The sequence below is a fragment of the Salinispora sp. CH2A1_6 genome, from assembly GCF_056820975.1.
This window is the reverse complement of the sequence record NZ_JBXEDG010000016.1, coordinates 374,152-389,758: the sequence shown is the minus strand read 5'-3', so window position 1 is coordinate 389,758 and position 15,607 is coordinate 374,152. Positions and strand designations below refer to the sequence as shown.

Below are 15,607 nucleotides of genomic sequence, written 5' to 3'. Positions count from 1 at the left end.
CCTAGTATGGTCCGCTTTATTCTGCGACGACTGCTCCAGATGGTCCTCGCCTTCTTCGGGACCACGCTGATCGTCTACGCGCTGATGTTCGCCGGTCAGGGTGACCCCATCCAGGCGCTCGCCGGCGAACGCCCGGTCACCGATGCCCAGCGGGCGTACCTGACGGAGAAGTTCCATCTCGACCGGACCGGTATCGACGGCTTCTTCTACCGCTACTTCGACTACATCCGGAACCTGCTCCAGGGCGACCTCGGCGAATCCCTCACCGGACGGCAGATCGGCGACATCCTCGCCGCCGCCTGGCCGGTGACGATCAAACTGGCGCTGATCGCGATGACGGTTACCGTGCTCGTCGGAGTCACCGCCGGCGTGCTCGCCGGAATTCGGCGGGCCAGCATCTTCGACAACTCGACGCTGCTGCTGACCCTGGTCGTGCTCGCCGTGCCGACCATCGTGCTGGCACCCATCGCGCAGTATTTTCTCGGCGTCCGGTGGCAACTCTTCCCGCCCACCGCCGGCGCCGACCCCGACTTCTACGCGCTCCTGCTGCCCGGGATCGTCCTCGGCTCCCTCTCCCTGGCCACCGCGCTGCGGCTGACCCGCACCTCGGTGGCCGAGAACCTGCGCGCCGACTACGTCCGCACCGCCCGGTCGAAGGGCCTGGTCAAGCGACGGATCGTCGGCATCCACGTGCTGCGCAACTCGCTCATCCCGGTGGTCACCTTCCTCGGCGTCGAGCTGGGCAACCTGATGGGCGGCGCGATCATCACCGAAGGGGTGTTCAACATCCCCGGGGTCGGTTTCAACCTCTTCCGCGCCATCCGTACCGAGGACGGTCCGTTGGTGGTGGGGATCGTCAGCGTGCTGGTCGTGGTCTACCTCATCGCCAACCTGGTGGTAGACGTGCTCTACGCCGTACTCGACCCGAGGATCCGCTATGAGTGATTTCGAGACGGTGGCCGCGTCGGAGGACCCCAACGCCCGGCGCGGCCCCGCCGGCGAACCCCACGCGCCGAACCAGGTCGGCGGCACCTCCGTCACCCCCGGCCGACCCCGCAGCCTCGCCGGCGACGCCTGGCGGGACCTCCGGCGAAAGCCGATCTTCTGGGTCAGCTCCGCGCTGGTCCTGGTGGTCACCGCGATGGCCGCCGTGCCCACGCTGTTCACCGCCGCCGACCCGGCCGACTGCCTCCTCTCCCGGCAGCACGCCGGCCCCTCCGGCGGAGCCATCTTCGGGTACGACTTCCAGGGCTGCAACACGTATGCCCGGGCGGTCTACGGCGCCCGCGCCTCGCTCCTGGTCGGCGCCCTCTCCGCGCTGCTCACCGGACTGATCGCGCTCACCGTCGGCATGCTCGCCGGGTACTTCGGCCGGTGGATCGACGCCATCCTCTCCCGGGTGATCGACATCGTGCTCGGGATCCCGCTACTGCTCGCCGCGATCGTGCTGCTCAAGCGAGTCGCCAGCGACAGCGCGACGATCCGGATCGCGGCGGTCATCTTCGTCCTGGCGGTGCTCGGCTGGACGACAACGGCCCGGGTGGTCCGCTCGTCGGTGATCACCGCGAAGGAGCAGGACTACGTCTCCGCCGCCCGGATGCTTGGCGCGAGCAACAGCCGGATCATGTGGCGACACATCCTGCCCAACACGCTCGCCCCCGCCATCGTGGTGCTGACCATCGCGCTCGGATCGTTCATCGCGGCCGAGGCGACGCTCTCCTTCCTCGGCATCGGGCTCAAGGAACCCACGATCTCCTGGGGCATCGACATCAACAACGGCCGGGTGCACATGCGGGAGTCGGCCACCCCGTTGATCGTCCCGTCGACCTTCCTCGCGCTGACCGTGCTGTCGTTCATCATGCTCGGCGACGCGATCCGAGACGCCTTCGACCCGAAACTCCGGTGAGCCCCATGCGCGGGAACCGGCCCACCCGTGGCAGCGAGCGAAAGGCAGGCACTGTGTCCCAGTCCGCCGTCCAACCCACGCCCGCCTCCCCCACTCCGGAGGGCGGCCACCTGCTCGAGGTACGGGACCTGCACGTCGAGTTCCGCACCGGGGAGGGTGTGGCGAAGGTGATCAACGGTGTCTCGTACCACCTGGACGCCGGGGAGACCCTCGCCGTGCTCGGCGAGTCCGGCTCCGGCAAGTCAGTCACCGCCCAGGCGATCATGGGCATCCTGGACACCCCGCCCGCCATGATCCGCTCTGGGCAGATCCGCTACCAGGGCCGCGACCTGCTCACCCAGTCGGAGGAGCAACGCCGGAAGGTACGCGGCACCGAGATCGCCATGATCTTCCAGGATGCCCTCTCCGCGCTGAACCCGACCTTCCCGGTCGGCTGGCAGATCGGCGAGACACTGCGCCAACGGGCCGGGATGTCCCGCGGCGACGCCCGGCGGCGGGCGATCGAACTGATGGAGCTGGTCAAGATCCCGGCCGCGGCCAACCGGCTCGGCGACTACCCGCACCAGTTCTCCGGCGGGATGCGGCAACGCGTCATGATCGCCATGGCGTTGGCGCTGAACCCGAAGGTCCTCATCGCCGACGAGCCGACCACCGCGCTGGACGTGACCGTGCAGGCCCAGATCATGGACCTCCTGTCCGACCTGCGCCGAGACCTCCGCATGGCGATGATCCTGATCACCCACGACCTCGGCGTGGTAGCCGGCGTCGCCGACCGGATCGCCGTCATGTACGCCGGACGGATCGTCGAACACGCCGACGTCCGGTCGCTGTACAAGTCCCCGGCCCACCCATACACCAAGGGGCTGTTGGAATCGATCCCCCGGCTGGACTTCCACGGCCAGCAGCTGTCGACCATCCGGGGCCTGCCCCCGAACCTGATGCGGATCCCCTCCGGCTGCCCCTTCCACCCCCGATGCCCGTACGTCCAGCAGGTCTGCGTGGACGTCGTACCGCACGACCTGGTCCTCGGCGACGGCCGGACCAGCGCGTGCCACTTCGCGCAGGAGGTCCACGATGACCGCGCCCACTAGCCCGCCGAAGAAGGTACGCGGCGAACCGATCCTCGCCGTCGAAAACCTGGTCAAACACTTCCCGATCACCCGGGGCGTCGTCTTCCAGCGGCAGATCGGCGCGGTCCGCGCCGTGGACGGGGTCAGCTTCGACCTGCGCCGCGGGGAAACCCTCGGCATCGTCGGCGAGTCCGGCTGCGGCAAGTCCACCCTGGCCCGGCTGCTGATGCGGCTGGAGATGCCGACCTCCGGAGCGGCGACCCTGGAGGGGCGGGACCTCTTCGCCGCCCGTGGTGGGGAGTTGCGCCGGCTACGCCGCAACATGCAGATGGTCCTCCAGGATCCGTACACCTCGCTGAACCCGCGGATGACCGTCGGCGACATCATCGGGGAACCCTTCGAGATCCACCCGGAGTCGGCGCCCAAGGGCAGCCGGCAGCGGCGAGTCCAGGAACTGCTGGACATGGTCGGGCTCAGCCCCGAGCACATCAACCGGTACCCACACCAGTTCTCCGGCGGCCAGCGGCAGCGCATCGGCATCGCCCGCGCGCTCGCGCTGCGCCCCGAGGTGATCGTCTGTGACGAACCGGTCTCCGCGCTGGACGTCTCGATCCAGGCGCAGGTGATCAACCTGCTCGAGCAGCTGCAGGACGAGCTCGGCCTCTCGTACATCTTCATCGCCCACGACCTGTCGGTGGTGCGGCACATCTGTGACCGGGTCGCGGTGATGTACCTGGGTCGGATCGTCGAGCTCGGCACCGAGGAGGAGATCTACCAGCGGGCCACCCACCCGTACACCCAGGCACTGCTGTCGGCGGTGCCGGTGCCCGACCCGGAGCTGCGGGACAGCCAGAACATGATCCGCCTGATCGGCGACGTGCCAAGCCCGGCGAACCCGCCGAGCGGCTGCCGGTTCCGCACCCGGTGTTGGAAGGCGCAGGATGTCTGCGCCACCCAGGACCCGGACACCGTGCCGCGCGCCGCCGACCCGCACCCGTCCGCCTGCCACTTCGCCGAACTCCGCGAGCCAACGTCTCCCTCCTGACGACCGCCGACCACCGATGCGCTGCTTGCCGGGCAGGATCGCTGGCACGCCTCCGTATCGGTGCCGGCGAGTACCGTCAACTGTGGTGGCGCGCCGGAGTGTCGGCCGGCGGTCCGCCGCCCAGGACCGCTATCTGGGAGGCGACGATGATGGACCAGACGACCTTCGGTGCACGTCTACGCGCCCACCGCGAACGTGCCGGGAGGACCCGACCGGTCCTCGGCGGTCTGGTCGGCCGCAGCGCGGAGTGGGTCAAGGCATTGGAGAACGGCCGCCTACTTCCGCCCCGCCTTCCCATGCTGCTTCGCCTGGCTGAGGTACTGGGGCTCGCCGACCTGGCCGACCTGACCGGAGATCAGACCCTGCCCGTGGCATCGGTGACCCGCGCTGGTCATCCCGCTGTCGACAACGTCGCCGCCGCGATGCAACGCTCTCCCCTGCCGGTCGGTCCGGCTACTCGGGTGCAGGTGCTGCGCGGCCTGGTCGGTCAGGCGTGGGAGTTGTGGCACCGTTCGACGACCGAACGAACGGTGGTCGCCGGGGTACTTCCCGGGCTGCTGAGCGAAGCGCAGAGCAGTGCTCGCCGGCTGGACGGGCTGGCCCGCCGACAGGCGCTCGTCGAACTGGCCCGGGTCTACCACCTCGCCCAGTTGTACCTCGCCCACCAGCCGTACCCAGAGTTGGTGTGGCTGGCCGCTGACCGGGCGATGCTTGCCGCACAGGACGCCGACGACCCGGCCGCGGTCGCGGCGGCCGGCTGGTATTACGCCCACGTCTACCGCGGAGCCAACCAGATCGACGCCGCCGAACAGGTGCTTGTCGACGCTGCCGCTCTGGTGGACCCGGCCGCCGACGACGAGCAGTTGGCCCGGTGGGGGCAGGCCCAGCTCGGCATCGCGCTGGGGCACAGCAAGGCGGGTCGAGCCGGGCAGGCATGGCGGGCATGGGACGCCGCCGCCGAGGCCGCAGGTCGGCTTGGCAGCGGGTACACCCACCCGTGGTTGATGTTCGGACCAGCGGCCTGCGCGACATCCGCGGTCACCATCGAAACAGACCTGTGCCGACCGGGTGCGGCGGTTCGGCGTGCCGACACCATGGACTACCGGGTGCTTCCGTCGTGCACCCGTCGGGCTGCCGCCCTGATCGAGGGCGCACGGGCCCATGTGCTGCAGCGAGGTGAGGTGGCCGCGGTGCACCTGCTCGGACGGGCACTGCGGGAGAGCGTGGACACCGTGCGACACCATCCGTACGCCCGCACCGCTGTCCTGGAGCTGTCCAGCCGGCCCGGCACGGTCGGGGAGGACGCCAGGGAACTTGCCCTCGCGATCGGCGTACTGGGGGCGCTCCCTCAGGTACAGACTCTCCCCGCCGCCGGTGGAGCAGAGCACCGATGGTGAGACCAGGGGCCATCGGTGAAACCGGCGACCGACCAGCACAGCCCGGTCTCCCGAGCATGGACCTGCAGCGGCTGCGGCTGCCCTGGCCCTGCCCAACCCGAAAGCAGGAGCTACAGGCAGGGTACGACCGCGCCCCGGTGTCGCTGGCCCTCTACCTCGGCGCGCACCTCGTCCAAGCCACCGCGGACATGCCCTGGACCCCCGCCGGAATCCTCCACCAGCGTTTCCTCGGCTGGACCCGCAGCCGTGCGGTCCGCGCCAGCGGCACGCGGGAAGACCTCAGTGCAGTCGATCTCCGGTCGGGGCAGTTAGCTGCCACAAGGCGCTGACGGGCAGTGCGCGCAGTCGGTCGCCGAACGGCAGCGTGGACGTGCCGGTGTAGAGGACAACACCAGCGATGAAATCGTCGCCGAGGCGGTCGGCGAGTCGGCGCAGCCCCCGGAAGTCGTCGGGTCCGACCGTGCTGGCGGCTTTGACTTCGACCCCGACGACCTGTCCGGATCGGTTCTCGAGCACCGCGTCGACCTCGTACTGGCTCTGGTCGCGGTAGTGGTACAGCTCGACGAGCTGCTCGGACCAGGTGAGCTGACGAGAAAGCTCGGACAGCACGAACGATTCGAGCATCGGGCCGAATGGGGCACCCGGCCGGAGCAGCGCCCGGGCATCAGTCGCAAGCTCGTTGGCCGCGATACCAGAATCAACGAAGATCAGCTTCGCTGCGGCGGTGGCCCGGGTGCCCAGGTTGCGGGACCAGCCAGGGATCCGCTTGATCAAAAAGATCTCTTCCAACGCCTGGAGGTAGCGGGCGATCGTCGGCCGACTCAGTCCGAGTGCGGACTCGAGAGAGTTGGCGGCGATGATCGTCGCGGACCTGGCCACGAGCAGGCGGATCAGCTTACGCAGCTCACCCTTGTGCTGGATGTCGGACAACTGCCGGACATCGCGGTCGATCAGCGCTTGGATGTACGCGTCGAAGAACCGTTGGCGGCGTCGCGGGTCGGCACGGGCCGTTGCTTCGGGCAGACCGCCGCGCACGATTCTGGCCGCGTAGTCGGCGCGGGTCACATCCGACTCGTGTCGCACGTCGGCCCCGACCGTGAAGACAGCGTCAACGAATCCGTCCGGCTCGCCGTCGAGTTCACCTTGGGAAAGCGGCCAGAGTTCGATGGTTTCCATTCGGCCTGGCAACGCATCCGGGGCGGCCACCATGCCGAACAGCCGCGATGACCCGGTGAGCAGGTACCGGCCGGGGCGGGGGTCCTCGTCAACCGCCGCCTTGATCGCCAACAGCAACTCCGGAACGCGCTGAATCTCGTCGATGACCAGGAGTTCTGCAGAGCCCACGAAGCCGACCGGATCGGTAGCCGCTGCGGCCCGGTCCTGCGCCCGGTCGAGATCGTGCCGCTCGGCGAGCCGGTCCCCGGCGAGGACCCGAACCAGAGTGCTCTTGCCAGCCTGGCGCGCCCCGCTGATCAGCACGACGCGAGTGTCCGCCAAGGCGGCGTTGACCTGAGCAGCAGCATGGCGTGGGATCAGATGAGGCATGCCTGATGATACCCCGAGGGTTTCGATCTGCGGGGCACTCGGCTTTCGATCTGCGGGGCATCCGACTTTCGATCTGCGAGGCCCTCAGCTTTCGATCTGCGGGGCTTCAGGCTTTCGATCTGCGCGGACCTCGGGTAGGCCGTCCACGACGCCGACGTGACCGCCCACGTCGTCGCGGTCGGCGGCGCCGAGGACCGCGCCCAGCAGCCCGGGGAAGCGGGCGTCGAGGTCGCCGCCCCGAAGTTCGACGAAGCAGCGGGTGCCTTCCTGTCGGGTGCGGGTGATACCCGCGTCGCGGAGCACGCGCAGGTGATGGCTGAGGGTGGACTTGGCGACCGGCACGCGAAGCTCGCCCCACCCGCGTTCGCGACCATCGGCGAGCACACGTACCAGGCCGACCCGGATGGGGTCGTTGAGAGCCCCCAGCACGTCGATGAGGGAGATCTCGTCGGGGTCGGGATGTCGTGCCTTTCTCATGGCGACCATGCTACCTTGTTCGATGTTTTACGAACATCGAACAAGGAGATGGACAGTGCACGCCGGACCCTGCACCGATCTCACCGCACACGCCGTTGTCGTCACCGGTGCCGGATCCGGCATCGGCCGCGCCACAGCACACGCGTTCGCCCGCGCGGGCGCCCATGTGCTGGGTGTCGGCCGCCGCAAAGATGCCCTCGCGGAGACCGCCGCCGGACACCCCGCGATCGCCGTGCACCCGGCCGACCTGAACGACCCAGGCACCCCGCAGCAAGTGATTGCCGCCGCAGTCGACCGCTGGGGACACCTGGACGTCCTGGTCAACAACGCCGGCACTACCAGGATCATGCCGCTGGCGCACACCACAGCGGCGGGCATCGCCGCCCTGTTCGACCTCAACGTCGTCGCGCCCAGCCTGCTGGCGCACGCGGCCCTACCGCACCTGCGCCGAAGCCGCGGCTCGATCGTCAACGTCTCCAGTACCTACGGCCACCGGCCCCTACCAGGTGCCGCCCACTACGCGGCCTCCAAAGCCGCCCTCGAGCAGCTCACCCGGAGCTGGGCGGCAGAACTCGCGACGGACGGGATTCGGGTCAACGCCCTCGCTCCCGGCCCAACCGAAAGCCAGGCGTTGGCCGCCGCCGGACTCGCCGACCCGGCCATCGAGGAGATCAAACGAGCAGAGACCGCCCGCATCCCCCTCGGTCGCCGCGGTGACCCCGAAGAGGTCGCCGCGTGGATCCTGCGCCTGGCCGACCCGGCCAGCACCTGGCTGACCGGGCAGGTCCTCACTGTCGACGGCGGGCTGGAACTGACCTGAGCTCGGTCAGTGGAAGAAGTGCCGGGTACCGGTCAGGTACATGGTCACGCCGGCCGCCTTGGCCGCGGCGATGACCTCCTCGTCCCGGATCGATCCGCCGGGCTGGACGATCGCCCGCACTCCGGCATCGAAGAGGACCTTCGGACCGTCGGCGAACGGGAAGAACGCGTCGGAGGCGCACACCGCGCCCCGCGCCCGTTCGGCACCAGCCCGCTCCACCGCCAACCGGGCCGAGTCAACCCGGTTGACCTGCCCCATCCCGACGCCGACGGTCGCGCCGCCGCGGGCGAGCAGGATCGCGTTGCTCTTCACCGCTCGGACCGCCCGCCAGGCGAAGGCCAGGTCCCGCAGGGTCACCTCGTCGGCGGCCTCCCCGGTCGCCAGCTGCCAGGCGGCCGGGTCGTCACCCGCGGCGTCCACCCGGTCCCGTACCTGTACCAGCATTCCGCCGGTGACCGGTCGCCACTCCGCCGCCGCCGGGGCGTAGGCCGGGGCGCGCAGCAGGCGCACGTTCTTCTTGCCCCGCAGGACCTCGAGGGCGTCGGGTTCGAAATCCGGGGCGACAACCACCTCGGTGAACACCTCCGCCACCTGCCCGGCGAGCTCGACGCCGACCGGTCGGTTCACCGCGATCACGCCACCAAAGGCGGACACGGGATCACAGGCGTGTGCCTTACGGTGCGCCTCGGCGACGTCCGCGCCCACCGCGATGCCACACGGGTTGGCGTGCTTGATGATCGCCACCGCCGGCTGGTCGGAGAAGTCGTTGGCGGCCCGCCAGGCGGCGTCGGCGTCAACGTAGTTGTTGTACGACATCTCCTTGCCGTGCAGCTGCTCGGCCTGGGCGAGCCCGGCCGGGCTCGACGGGTCGGTGTAGAGGGCAGCCGGCTGGTGCGGGTTCTCCCCATACCGCAGCACGGCCTCGCGACGCAGCGCCAAGCCGGCGAAGCCCGGCCACGGTGCGTCCTCCTCGACCAACTCCCGCGCGCACCACTCGGCGACAGCCACGTCGTAGTCGGCGATCACCGCGAACGCGCGGGCCGCGAGCGCCCGACGCTGCGCCAGGGTGAAGCCACCCGCCCGGACCGCCGCCAGCAACTGGGGGTAGCCCGACGGGTCGGTCACCACGGCGACCGAGGCGTGGTTCTTGGCGGCGGCCCGCACCATCGCCGGCCCACCGATGTCGATCTGCTCGACGCACTCGTCCTGCCCCGCCCCGGAGGCGACGGTCGCCTGGAACGGGTACAGGTTGGACACCAGCAGGTCGATCGCCCCGATGCCATGCTCGGTGAGCTGCCCAACGTGCGACTCCTTGCGTAGGTCCGCGAGGAGACCACCGTGGATCTTGGGGTGCAGTGTCTTGACCCGGCCGTCGAGGATCTCCGGGAACCCGGTAACCGAGTCCACCGCGGTGACCGGCACGCCGGCACCGGCGATGGCCGACGCGGTGCTTCCGGTCGAGACGATCTCCACGCCGGCGTCGTGCAACGCCTGGGCCAGCTCGGCCAAACCGGCCTTGTCGTAGACGCTGACCAGCGCCCGCCGGATCGGGCGGCGCTCGTCCTGACTGGAACTCACGGAACCGTGACCTTTCTTCCGGTGATCGTCCAACCTGCACGGACCAGGCGACCCACCTGCTCAACAAGCTGGTGTCGCTCGGCCTCTTTGATGCGCTCGGTGAGCGTCTGCTCGTCGTCGCCGTCCCGGACCGGCACCGCGACCTGGGCGACGATCGGGCCGGTGTCCGTGCCCGCGTCGACGAAGAAGAGGGTGGCCCCGGTGATCTTCACCCCGTAGGCGAGCGCGTCGCGGGGCCCATGAATGCCGGGAAAGGCCGGCAGCAGGGTGTTGTGCGTATTCAGATAGCGGTCGCCGAACGCGGCGAGAAAATGCGGGCCGACCAGCTTCAGGAAGCCGGCGGAGACGACCAGGTCGGGGGTGTGCTCGGCGACCCGCGCGGCCAGCGCGGCGTCCCAGTCGGAGCGGGTCGGATAGTCCTTCACCCGCTCAACGAAGGTCGGCACCCCCGCCGCCGCGGCCCGATCCAGCCCGACGATGCCGTCCCGGTCCGCCCCGACCGCGACCACCCGGGCCCCGTACCCGGGATCGGTGCCGGCGTCGAGCAGCGCCTGAAGGTTACTGCCGGAGCCGGATACGAGAACGACAATGCGGGCGGCAGCTGCGGGCTCAGGCACCGGACAACCCTATCGGGGTGGTCCGGCCGCCGGTCCGCTGGGCGGCAAGCCGACGCTGCGTCAGCGACCGGACCAGGTACGCTGCCGGTCGCTCCCCCGCACACCGGTAGCCACAGTTGTCCCGGTGTCGCACCCTGTTCAAAGGAGTAGCGAGAGATGCAGCCCGGAATCCCGCCCCAGTCCTCGAACTCCTACTGATCGACCGGGAGGACGCATGCAGCCCGACCCATCCAATCCGCAGCACGATCCGTCCACCCCGCAGCACGATCCGTCCACCCCGCCGGCCGACCCGTACGCCCGACCGGTGGACCCCCACGCGCCACCGGCCGACCCGTACGCCGCATCAGCGGACCCCCACCACCCACCCGTCGACCCGTACCACCCGCCAGCGGACCCGTACGCCCCACCGGTCGACCCGTACCACCCACCAGCGGACCCGTACGCCCCACCGGTCGACCCGTACCACCCACCGGCCGGCCCGTACGCCTCGCCGGCTGCTCCGGTTTCCAAGCAGCCGTACCCTCCGCCGCCGGTGAACCCGTACGCCATGCCCACCACACCGCCGCCGAACCCGTACGCCGCGCCCACCGCTGCGCCGTACCCGGGGCCCCACGGTGGGATGCAGATGTACCCGAACGCGGGCTACCCGTTCCCGGCGGGCAAGCAGAACACGCTCGGACTGCTCTCCATGATCCTCGGCATCTCGTCGGTCCCGCTGGCCTGTTGCTTCTTTATCGGGCTACTGCTGGGCATCGCCGCGGTGGTAATCGGATGGCTCGGCCAACAGAAGGTCGAGCAGGGGCTCGCGGACAATCGTGGCCAGGCCCTGGCCGGCATGATCTGCGGGGCGACCGGCGCGCTGCTGGGCCTCGGCTGGGGGATCCTGCAATTCGTCGGGCTCGCCCTCTAGTCGCCTCGACGGAGTCAGCCGCGGGACAGGAACCGGGCCGCTACCACGCCACCCAGCACGCCGGTCCCGGTCACCACGGTCGCCACCGCCGCCACCTGCCACGGCACCGGTCCGACCTCTGCCAGCCGGCCCGCACCCAGCGGGCCGGCTGACACTGCCGCCGCGCCCCCCACCAGTAGGCCCGCCACCGGGCCGGCAAGCACCGCCGGACGCAGCAGCGGCCCCCACTCTTCCCGGGCTCTGTTGCTGCCGGAGCACAGCACCCGACGGGTCAACGACCAGCCCGCCACCATCCCGACCAGAACCGGCACCGCGAGCAGGCCCGTGCCCAGGCCGTCCACCGGCCCACCGGGGAGGCCCGCCACCAGCGGCAGGGCCGGCAGCGCCCCCACCGTCACCTCGCTGGTCTGCACCGTGGTGTCCGTGCCAACCGCGAACCCGGGGCCGAGCAGGTAGCTGGTTGACCAGATCGCTGCGTTCGGGGCGTACGCCAGGTTGACCAGGGTGATTCCGGCCTGCCCCGCCACCCCGGTGTGGTAGGCCGCGATCAGGTCGGCCGCGTCACCGCCACCAGTCGCCACCGCCAGCCCCGCCACGCCGGCCCCCGCCGCAAGCAGCAGCAGCGCCGCGACCAGACCGGTCCGGATCCCCTCCCGCAGCGGTAGCGGCGCCCGCACGGCGAGCAGGTCACCGAGCCCGGTCGCACGAACCGCCCCGACGAGGGCAGCAACTGTGGCGACCGCGGCGAGGGTCAGGCCGGTCCGTACCGGCGACACGTCCAGGTCCCCGCCGGTGACCAGCAGGGCGGCGAGCACGCCGAGGATGGTGTATGCGACCCCGACCGCCCCCGCGGCGACGCACGCACGCTGTGGCGACCTGCTGTGCCGGGCACCGATGGCCCGGGTGACGTGCACCCCGGCCCGGATGAGTCGCCAGCCGGCGAGCAGGGTCACCGCCAGCGGGGCGAGCCCGAGAGGACCGGCGTTCGTCGTCAGCGGGACGCCGTGCCCGAGCAGCCAGCCGGCCAGCCCGACCCGGACCGCCCCGGGCAGGCTCGACGCACCCGCACTGAGCTGAAAGAACCAGAGCACCACTGCTACCGGCAGCCAGGAGGTGAGCGCCGCCCCGACCGCGGCGACGCCCGCGGCGACGGCCAGCGGCGGGCGACTCGGCGGCCCACCCGCCCGTGGCGCGGGGGCCCGACGAGCAGGCCCGGGTCGCCCCGGCGGGCGGGCACCCACCCGGGTGCGCCGGCCGGGCTGATCGGGGGTGACAGAGGACATCAGGTCCACTCTGACATGCCGCGGGGGCGGTGGCAGGTCGATAAACCCCCCGGGCGGGTTCGAGTTGCGTGATCCACCGTCTCCTGCCTCCGATCCGGTCTAGCCTCGGCCACAGGACGCCACCGCGGCCGACCGGTGGGTCAAGTGGGAACCTCCACCACCGGAGATGTTGACCGTGGCCCCCTGCACCTCGGCGGGCGCGGCACCGATGCGAGGAGACACGCCGTGACCGCTGCATATCCGCCGCCCGAGGCGGCGGCGGGAAGGGACCGGACGACGCTCTGGGGCGTACTCGGCATCGTCGTCGGCCTGCTCTGTTGCGGCATCCTTGGGATCGTCTTCGGCTACTTGTCGATCCGCGACGCTCGGCGCTTCGGCAACTCGCCGGTGCTCGGCTGGTTGGGCATCGCCTTCGGCGTATTCAACATCATCGCCAATGGGCTTCTCTACCTTGGCGGCAGCAACCCGCTCAGCTGAGTTGACGACTGGAGGGATCAGCCGTGGACGGCCGATCCCTCCAGCTGTCGTCGCCGGGGCTCAGCCCGCGGACATGATCTCCCGCATCAGCCGGGCCGTCTCGGTCGGAGTCTTGCCGACCTTGACGCCGACTGCTTCCAGCGCCGTCTTCTTGGCCTCCGCCGTGCCGGCCGAGCCGGAGATGATCGCACCCGCGTGCCCCATCGTCTTACCGGGCGGTGCGGTGAAACCAGCGATGTAGCCGACCACCGGCTTGGTGACGTTCGCCTTGATGAACTCGGCAGCCCGCTCCTCAGCGTCGCCACCGATCTCACCGATCATGACGATCGCGTCCGTGTCCGGGTCGTCCTCGAAGGCGGCCAGCGCATCGATGTGCGTGGTGCCGATGATCGGGTCACCACCGATACCGACACAGGTGGAGAAGCCGATGTCGCGCAGCTCGTACATCATCTGGTAGGTCAGCGTGCCGCTCTTGCTGACCAGGCCGATCCGGCCGGCACCGGTGATGTCGGCCGGGATGATGCCGGCGTTGGAGGCGCCTGGCGACACGATCCCCGGGCAGTTCGGCCCGATGATTCGGGTCCGCTCGCCCTGCGCCACGTTGTACGCCCAGAAGGCGGCGGTGTCGTGCACCGGCACGCCCTCGGTGATCACCACGGCGAGCGGGATGCCGGCATCGATCGCCTCGATCACCGCGCCCTTGGTGAACTGCGGCGGCACGAAGATGACCGTCACGTTGGCGCCGGTCTCCCGCATCGCATCGGCGACGTTCGCGAAGACCGGCAGCTGGGCGCCGTCGAAATCAACGGTGGTACCCGCCTTGCGCGGGTTCACCCCACCGACGATGTCGGTGCCCGCGGCGAGCATCCGCCGGGTGTGCTTGGAACCCTCGGAACCGGTCATCCCCTGCACGATGACCTTCGAGTCCTTGGTCAGCCAAATCGCCATTGTCAGACTCCCGCAGCGGCCAGCTCGGCGGCCCGCTCGGCCGCACCATCCATCGTGTCGACCCGCTGGATCAGCGGGTTGTTCGCGCCGTCGAGAATCGCTCGACCGGCCTCCGCGTTGTTGCCGTCGAGGCGGACAACCAGCGGCCTGGTGACCTTCTCGCCCCGCTGCTCGAGCAGGGCCAGCGCCTGCACAATGCCGTTGGCGACCGCGTCGCAGGCGGTGATGCCGCCGAAGACATTGACGAAGACGCTCTTCACCGCAGGGTCGGAGAGCACGATCTCGAGGCCGTTGGCCATCACCGCGGCGCTCGCACCGCCACCGATGTCGAGGAAGTTGGCCGGCTTCACGCCGCCGTGTCGCTCACCGGCGTACGCGACCACGTCGAGGGTCGACATGACCAGTCCGGCGCCGTTACCGATGATGCCAACCTCACCGTCGAGCTTGACGTAGTTGAGGTCCTTCTCCTTGGCGGCCTGCTCGAGGGGATCCACCGCGGCCTGGTCAACCAGCGCCTCGTGGTCCGGGTGCCGGAACGCCGCGTTCTCGTCCAGGCTGACCTTGGCGTCGAGGAGGAGCAGCCCACCCTCGGCGGTCTTGGCGAGCGGGTTCACCTCGACCAGCGTTGCGTCCTCGGCGACGAACGCCTGCCACAGGTCCACCGCGATCTCGACGGCCTGGTCGGCAACCTCGGCCGGGAAACCGGCCTGGGTGACGATCCGCCGGGCCGTCGCCGCGTCCACGCCGACGTTCGCGTCGATCGGCTCCTTGACGACCTTTTCCGGCGTCTCGGCGGCTACCTGCTCGATGTCCATCCCACCGGCGACACTGGCGATGCAGAGGAAGGTGCGGTTCGCCCGGTCCAACAGGTAGGAGAAGTAGTACTCCTCCGCCACGTCCGCGGTCACAGTAATCATGACCTTGTGGACAGTGTGTCCCTTGATGTCCATGCCGAGGATGTCGGTGGCCCGGGCCACCGTCTCCTCCGCGCCCTCGGTCAGCTTCACCCCGCCGGCCTTACCCCGGCCGCCGACCTTCACCTGCGCCTTGACAACCACCCGACCGCCGAGGCGTTCGGCGATCGCGCGGGCCTCCTCCGGGGTCGTGGCGACGCCGCCGGCGAGCACGGGCAACCCGTGCCGCTCGAACAGGTCCCGCCCCTGGTACTCGTACAGGTCCACGATTGCGCGTCCCGTCCCGTCTCCGCGGCGCGCCGTCGCGCCGCCACCAGCGTATGGAAAACAGTTTGACGCCTGTCATCAGTTGTAACAGGCCATTGAAGGCAGCCTAGCGAGGTCGACACCACCAACGACCAAGCGGGTACGTGGTGTGCGGTTCTGCACAGCTGACTGGCCAGCACCCGCCGTTTGGCCGAGCGTCAACCTTCCGGACGATGTTTTCCCCGACACGTAACCCCGGGGGTCAGGCTTCGTTGAGTCAGATGTCGAAGCGCTGGTCAGCGCGGCGACAGACGGCCGATGCCCTGTCGGTCGAGGGGTGGCGGCGGGGCATCGTGCATAGAGAGGCCGGGCGT

Annotated in this window: 15 protein-coding genes and 1 pseudogene; 9 read left to right on the top strand and 7 right to left on the bottom strand. The window is 70.0% G+C overall.

Annotated features, from left to right (window positions below):
* Positions 1 to 6 precede the first annotated feature (6 nt).
* The 6 genes and pseudogenes from AC1UKG_RS22865 (at position 7) to AC1UKG_RS22840 (ending at position 5,747) form a co-directional block, all read left to right on the top strand.
* Entirely contained in the window at positions 7 to 945 is a 939-nt protein-coding gene (locus AC1UKG_RS22865) for an ABC transporter permease (protein WP_026271333.1), read from the top strand.
* Positions 938 to 1,906: an ABC transporter permease gene (locus AC1UKG_RS22860; RefSeq protein ID WP_029124090.1), complete on the top strand. Its 969-nt coding sequence runs from the start codon at positions 938 to 940 to the stop codon at positions 1,904 to 1,906. The genes AC1UKG_RS22865 and AC1UKG_RS22860 overlap by 8 nt, the downstream gene beginning before the upstream one ends.
* A gap of 5 nt (positions 1,907 to 1,911) precedes the next feature.
* A complete protein-coding gene (locus AC1UKG_RS22855; protein ID WP_018744193.1) occupies positions 1,912 to 2,997 on the top strand; it encodes an ABC transporter ATP-binding protein in 1,086 nt (361 codons plus the stop codon).
* Positions 2,981 to 4,021, top strand: coding sequence for a dipeptide ABC transporter ATP-binding protein (locus AC1UKG_RS22850; protein WP_018744194.1), 1,041 nt, complete (start codon positions 2,981 to 2,983; stop codon positions 4,019 to 4,021). Before AC1UKG_RS22855 ends, AC1UKG_RS22850 begins: the two co-directional genes overlap by 17 nt.
* A 149-nt stretch (positions 4,022 to 4,170) precedes the next feature.
* Positions 4,171 to 5,418 carry a helix-turn-helix domain-containing protein gene (locus tag AC1UKG_RS22845; protein ID WP_475889066.1) on the top strand — a complete coding sequence of 416 codons (1,248 nt, stop codon included), beginning with the start codon at positions 4,171 to 4,173 and terminating at the stop codon, positions 5,416 to 5,418.
* Positions 5,419 to 5,433: 15 nt separating this feature from the next.
* Positions 5,434 to 5,747, top strand: a pseudogene (locus AC1UKG_RS22840) (hypothetical protein).
* Here AC1UKG_RS22840 and AC1UKG_RS22835 read toward each other — a convergent pair.
* Both AC1UKG_RS22835 and AC1UKG_RS22830 read right to left on the bottom strand, forming a co-directional pair.
* Positions 5,698 to 6,963, bottom strand: a complete 1,266-nt coding sequence (locus AC1UKG_RS22835) for an ATP-binding protein (RefSeq protein WP_018744196.1) — start codon at positions 6,961 to 6,963, stop codon at positions 5,698 to 5,700. The pseudogene AC1UKG_RS22840 and the gene AC1UKG_RS22835 sit on opposite strands and share 50 nt — an antisense overlap.
* A gap of 84 nt (positions 6,964 to 7,047) precedes the next feature.
* Entirely contained in the window at positions 7,048 to 7,449 is a 402-nt protein-coding gene (locus AC1UKG_RS22830) for an ArsR family transcriptional regulator (RefSeq protein ID WP_018744197.1), read from the bottom strand.
* A 46-nt stretch (positions 7,450 to 7,495) separates the two neighbouring features.
* On the opposite strand from AC1UKG_RS22830, the gene AC1UKG_RS22825 reads away from it, so the two are divergent.
* On the top strand, positions 7,496 to 8,260 hold the full coding sequence (locus AC1UKG_RS22825) for an SDR family oxidoreductase (RefSeq protein WP_018814007.1): 765 nt from the start codon (positions 7,496 to 7,498) through the stop codon (positions 8,258 to 8,260).
* 6 nt (positions 8,261 to 8,266) lie between these two features.
* Here the strand turns inward: AC1UKG_RS22825 and purH are convergent, their stop codons facing one another.
* Both purH and purN read right to left on the bottom strand, forming a co-directional pair.
* Positions 8,267 to 9,838 (bottom strand): bifunctional phosphoribosylaminoimidazolecarboxamide formyltransferase/IMP cyclohydrolase, encoded by a 1,572-nt coding sequence (purH, locus tag AC1UKG_RS22820; protein ID WP_018744199.1) that lies wholly within the window; start codon positions 9,836 to 9,838, stop codon positions 8,267 to 8,269.
* Complete coding sequence (purN, locus tag AC1UKG_RS22815; RefSeq protein ID WP_018744200.1) at positions 9,835 to 10,455, bottom strand: phosphoribosylglycinamide formyltransferase; 621 nt, start codon at positions 10,453 to 10,455, stop codon at positions 9,835 to 9,837. Before purN ends, purH begins: the two co-directional genes overlap by 4 nt.
* 214 nt (positions 10,456 to 10,669) lie before the next feature.
* Between purN and AC1UKG_RS22810 the strand changes: the two genes are divergently transcribed.
* Entirely contained in the window at positions 10,670 to 11,365 is a 696-nt protein-coding gene (locus AC1UKG_RS22810; RefSeq protein ID WP_033663806.1) for a hypothetical protein, read from the top strand.
* A 14-nt stretch (positions 11,366 to 11,379) separates the two neighbouring features.
* Here AC1UKG_RS22810 and AC1UKG_RS22805 read toward each other — a convergent pair whose 3' ends face one another.
* The gene (locus AC1UKG_RS22805) at positions 11,380 to 12,648 is read right to left on the bottom strand and encodes a cell division protein PerM (protein WP_475888983.1); all 1,269 of its coding nucleotides are present in this window, start codon (positions 12,646 to 12,648) and stop codon (positions 11,380 to 11,382) included.
* A gap of 225 nt (positions 12,649 to 12,873) precedes the next feature.
* Between AC1UKG_RS22805 and AC1UKG_RS22800 the strand changes: the two genes are divergently transcribed.
* A complete protein-coding gene (locus AC1UKG_RS22800; protein WP_018744203.1) occupies positions 12,874 to 13,125 on the top strand; it encodes a hypothetical protein in 252 nt (83 codons plus the stop codon).
* A gap of 60 nt (positions 13,126 to 13,185) precedes the next feature.
* On the opposite strand, the gene sucD is transcribed toward AC1UKG_RS22800, so the two are convergent.
* Together sucD and sucC are read right to left on the bottom strand one after the other, a co-directional pair.
* On the bottom strand, positions 13,186 to 14,073 hold the full coding sequence (gene sucD / locus AC1UKG_RS22795; RefSeq protein WP_018744204.1) for a succinate--CoA ligase subunit alpha: 888 nt from the start codon (positions 14,071 to 14,073) through the stop codon (positions 13,186 to 13,188).
* A 2-nt stretch (positions 14,074 to 14,075) separates the two neighbouring features.
* Positions 14,076 to 15,254 carry an ADP-forming succinate--CoA ligase subunit beta gene (sucC, locus tag AC1UKG_RS22790; RefSeq protein WP_018744205.1) on the bottom strand — a complete coding sequence of 393 codons (1,179 nt, stop codon included), beginning with the start codon at positions 15,252 to 15,254 and terminating at the stop codon, positions 14,076 to 14,078.
* Positions 15,255 to 15,607: the final 353 nt, after the last annotated feature.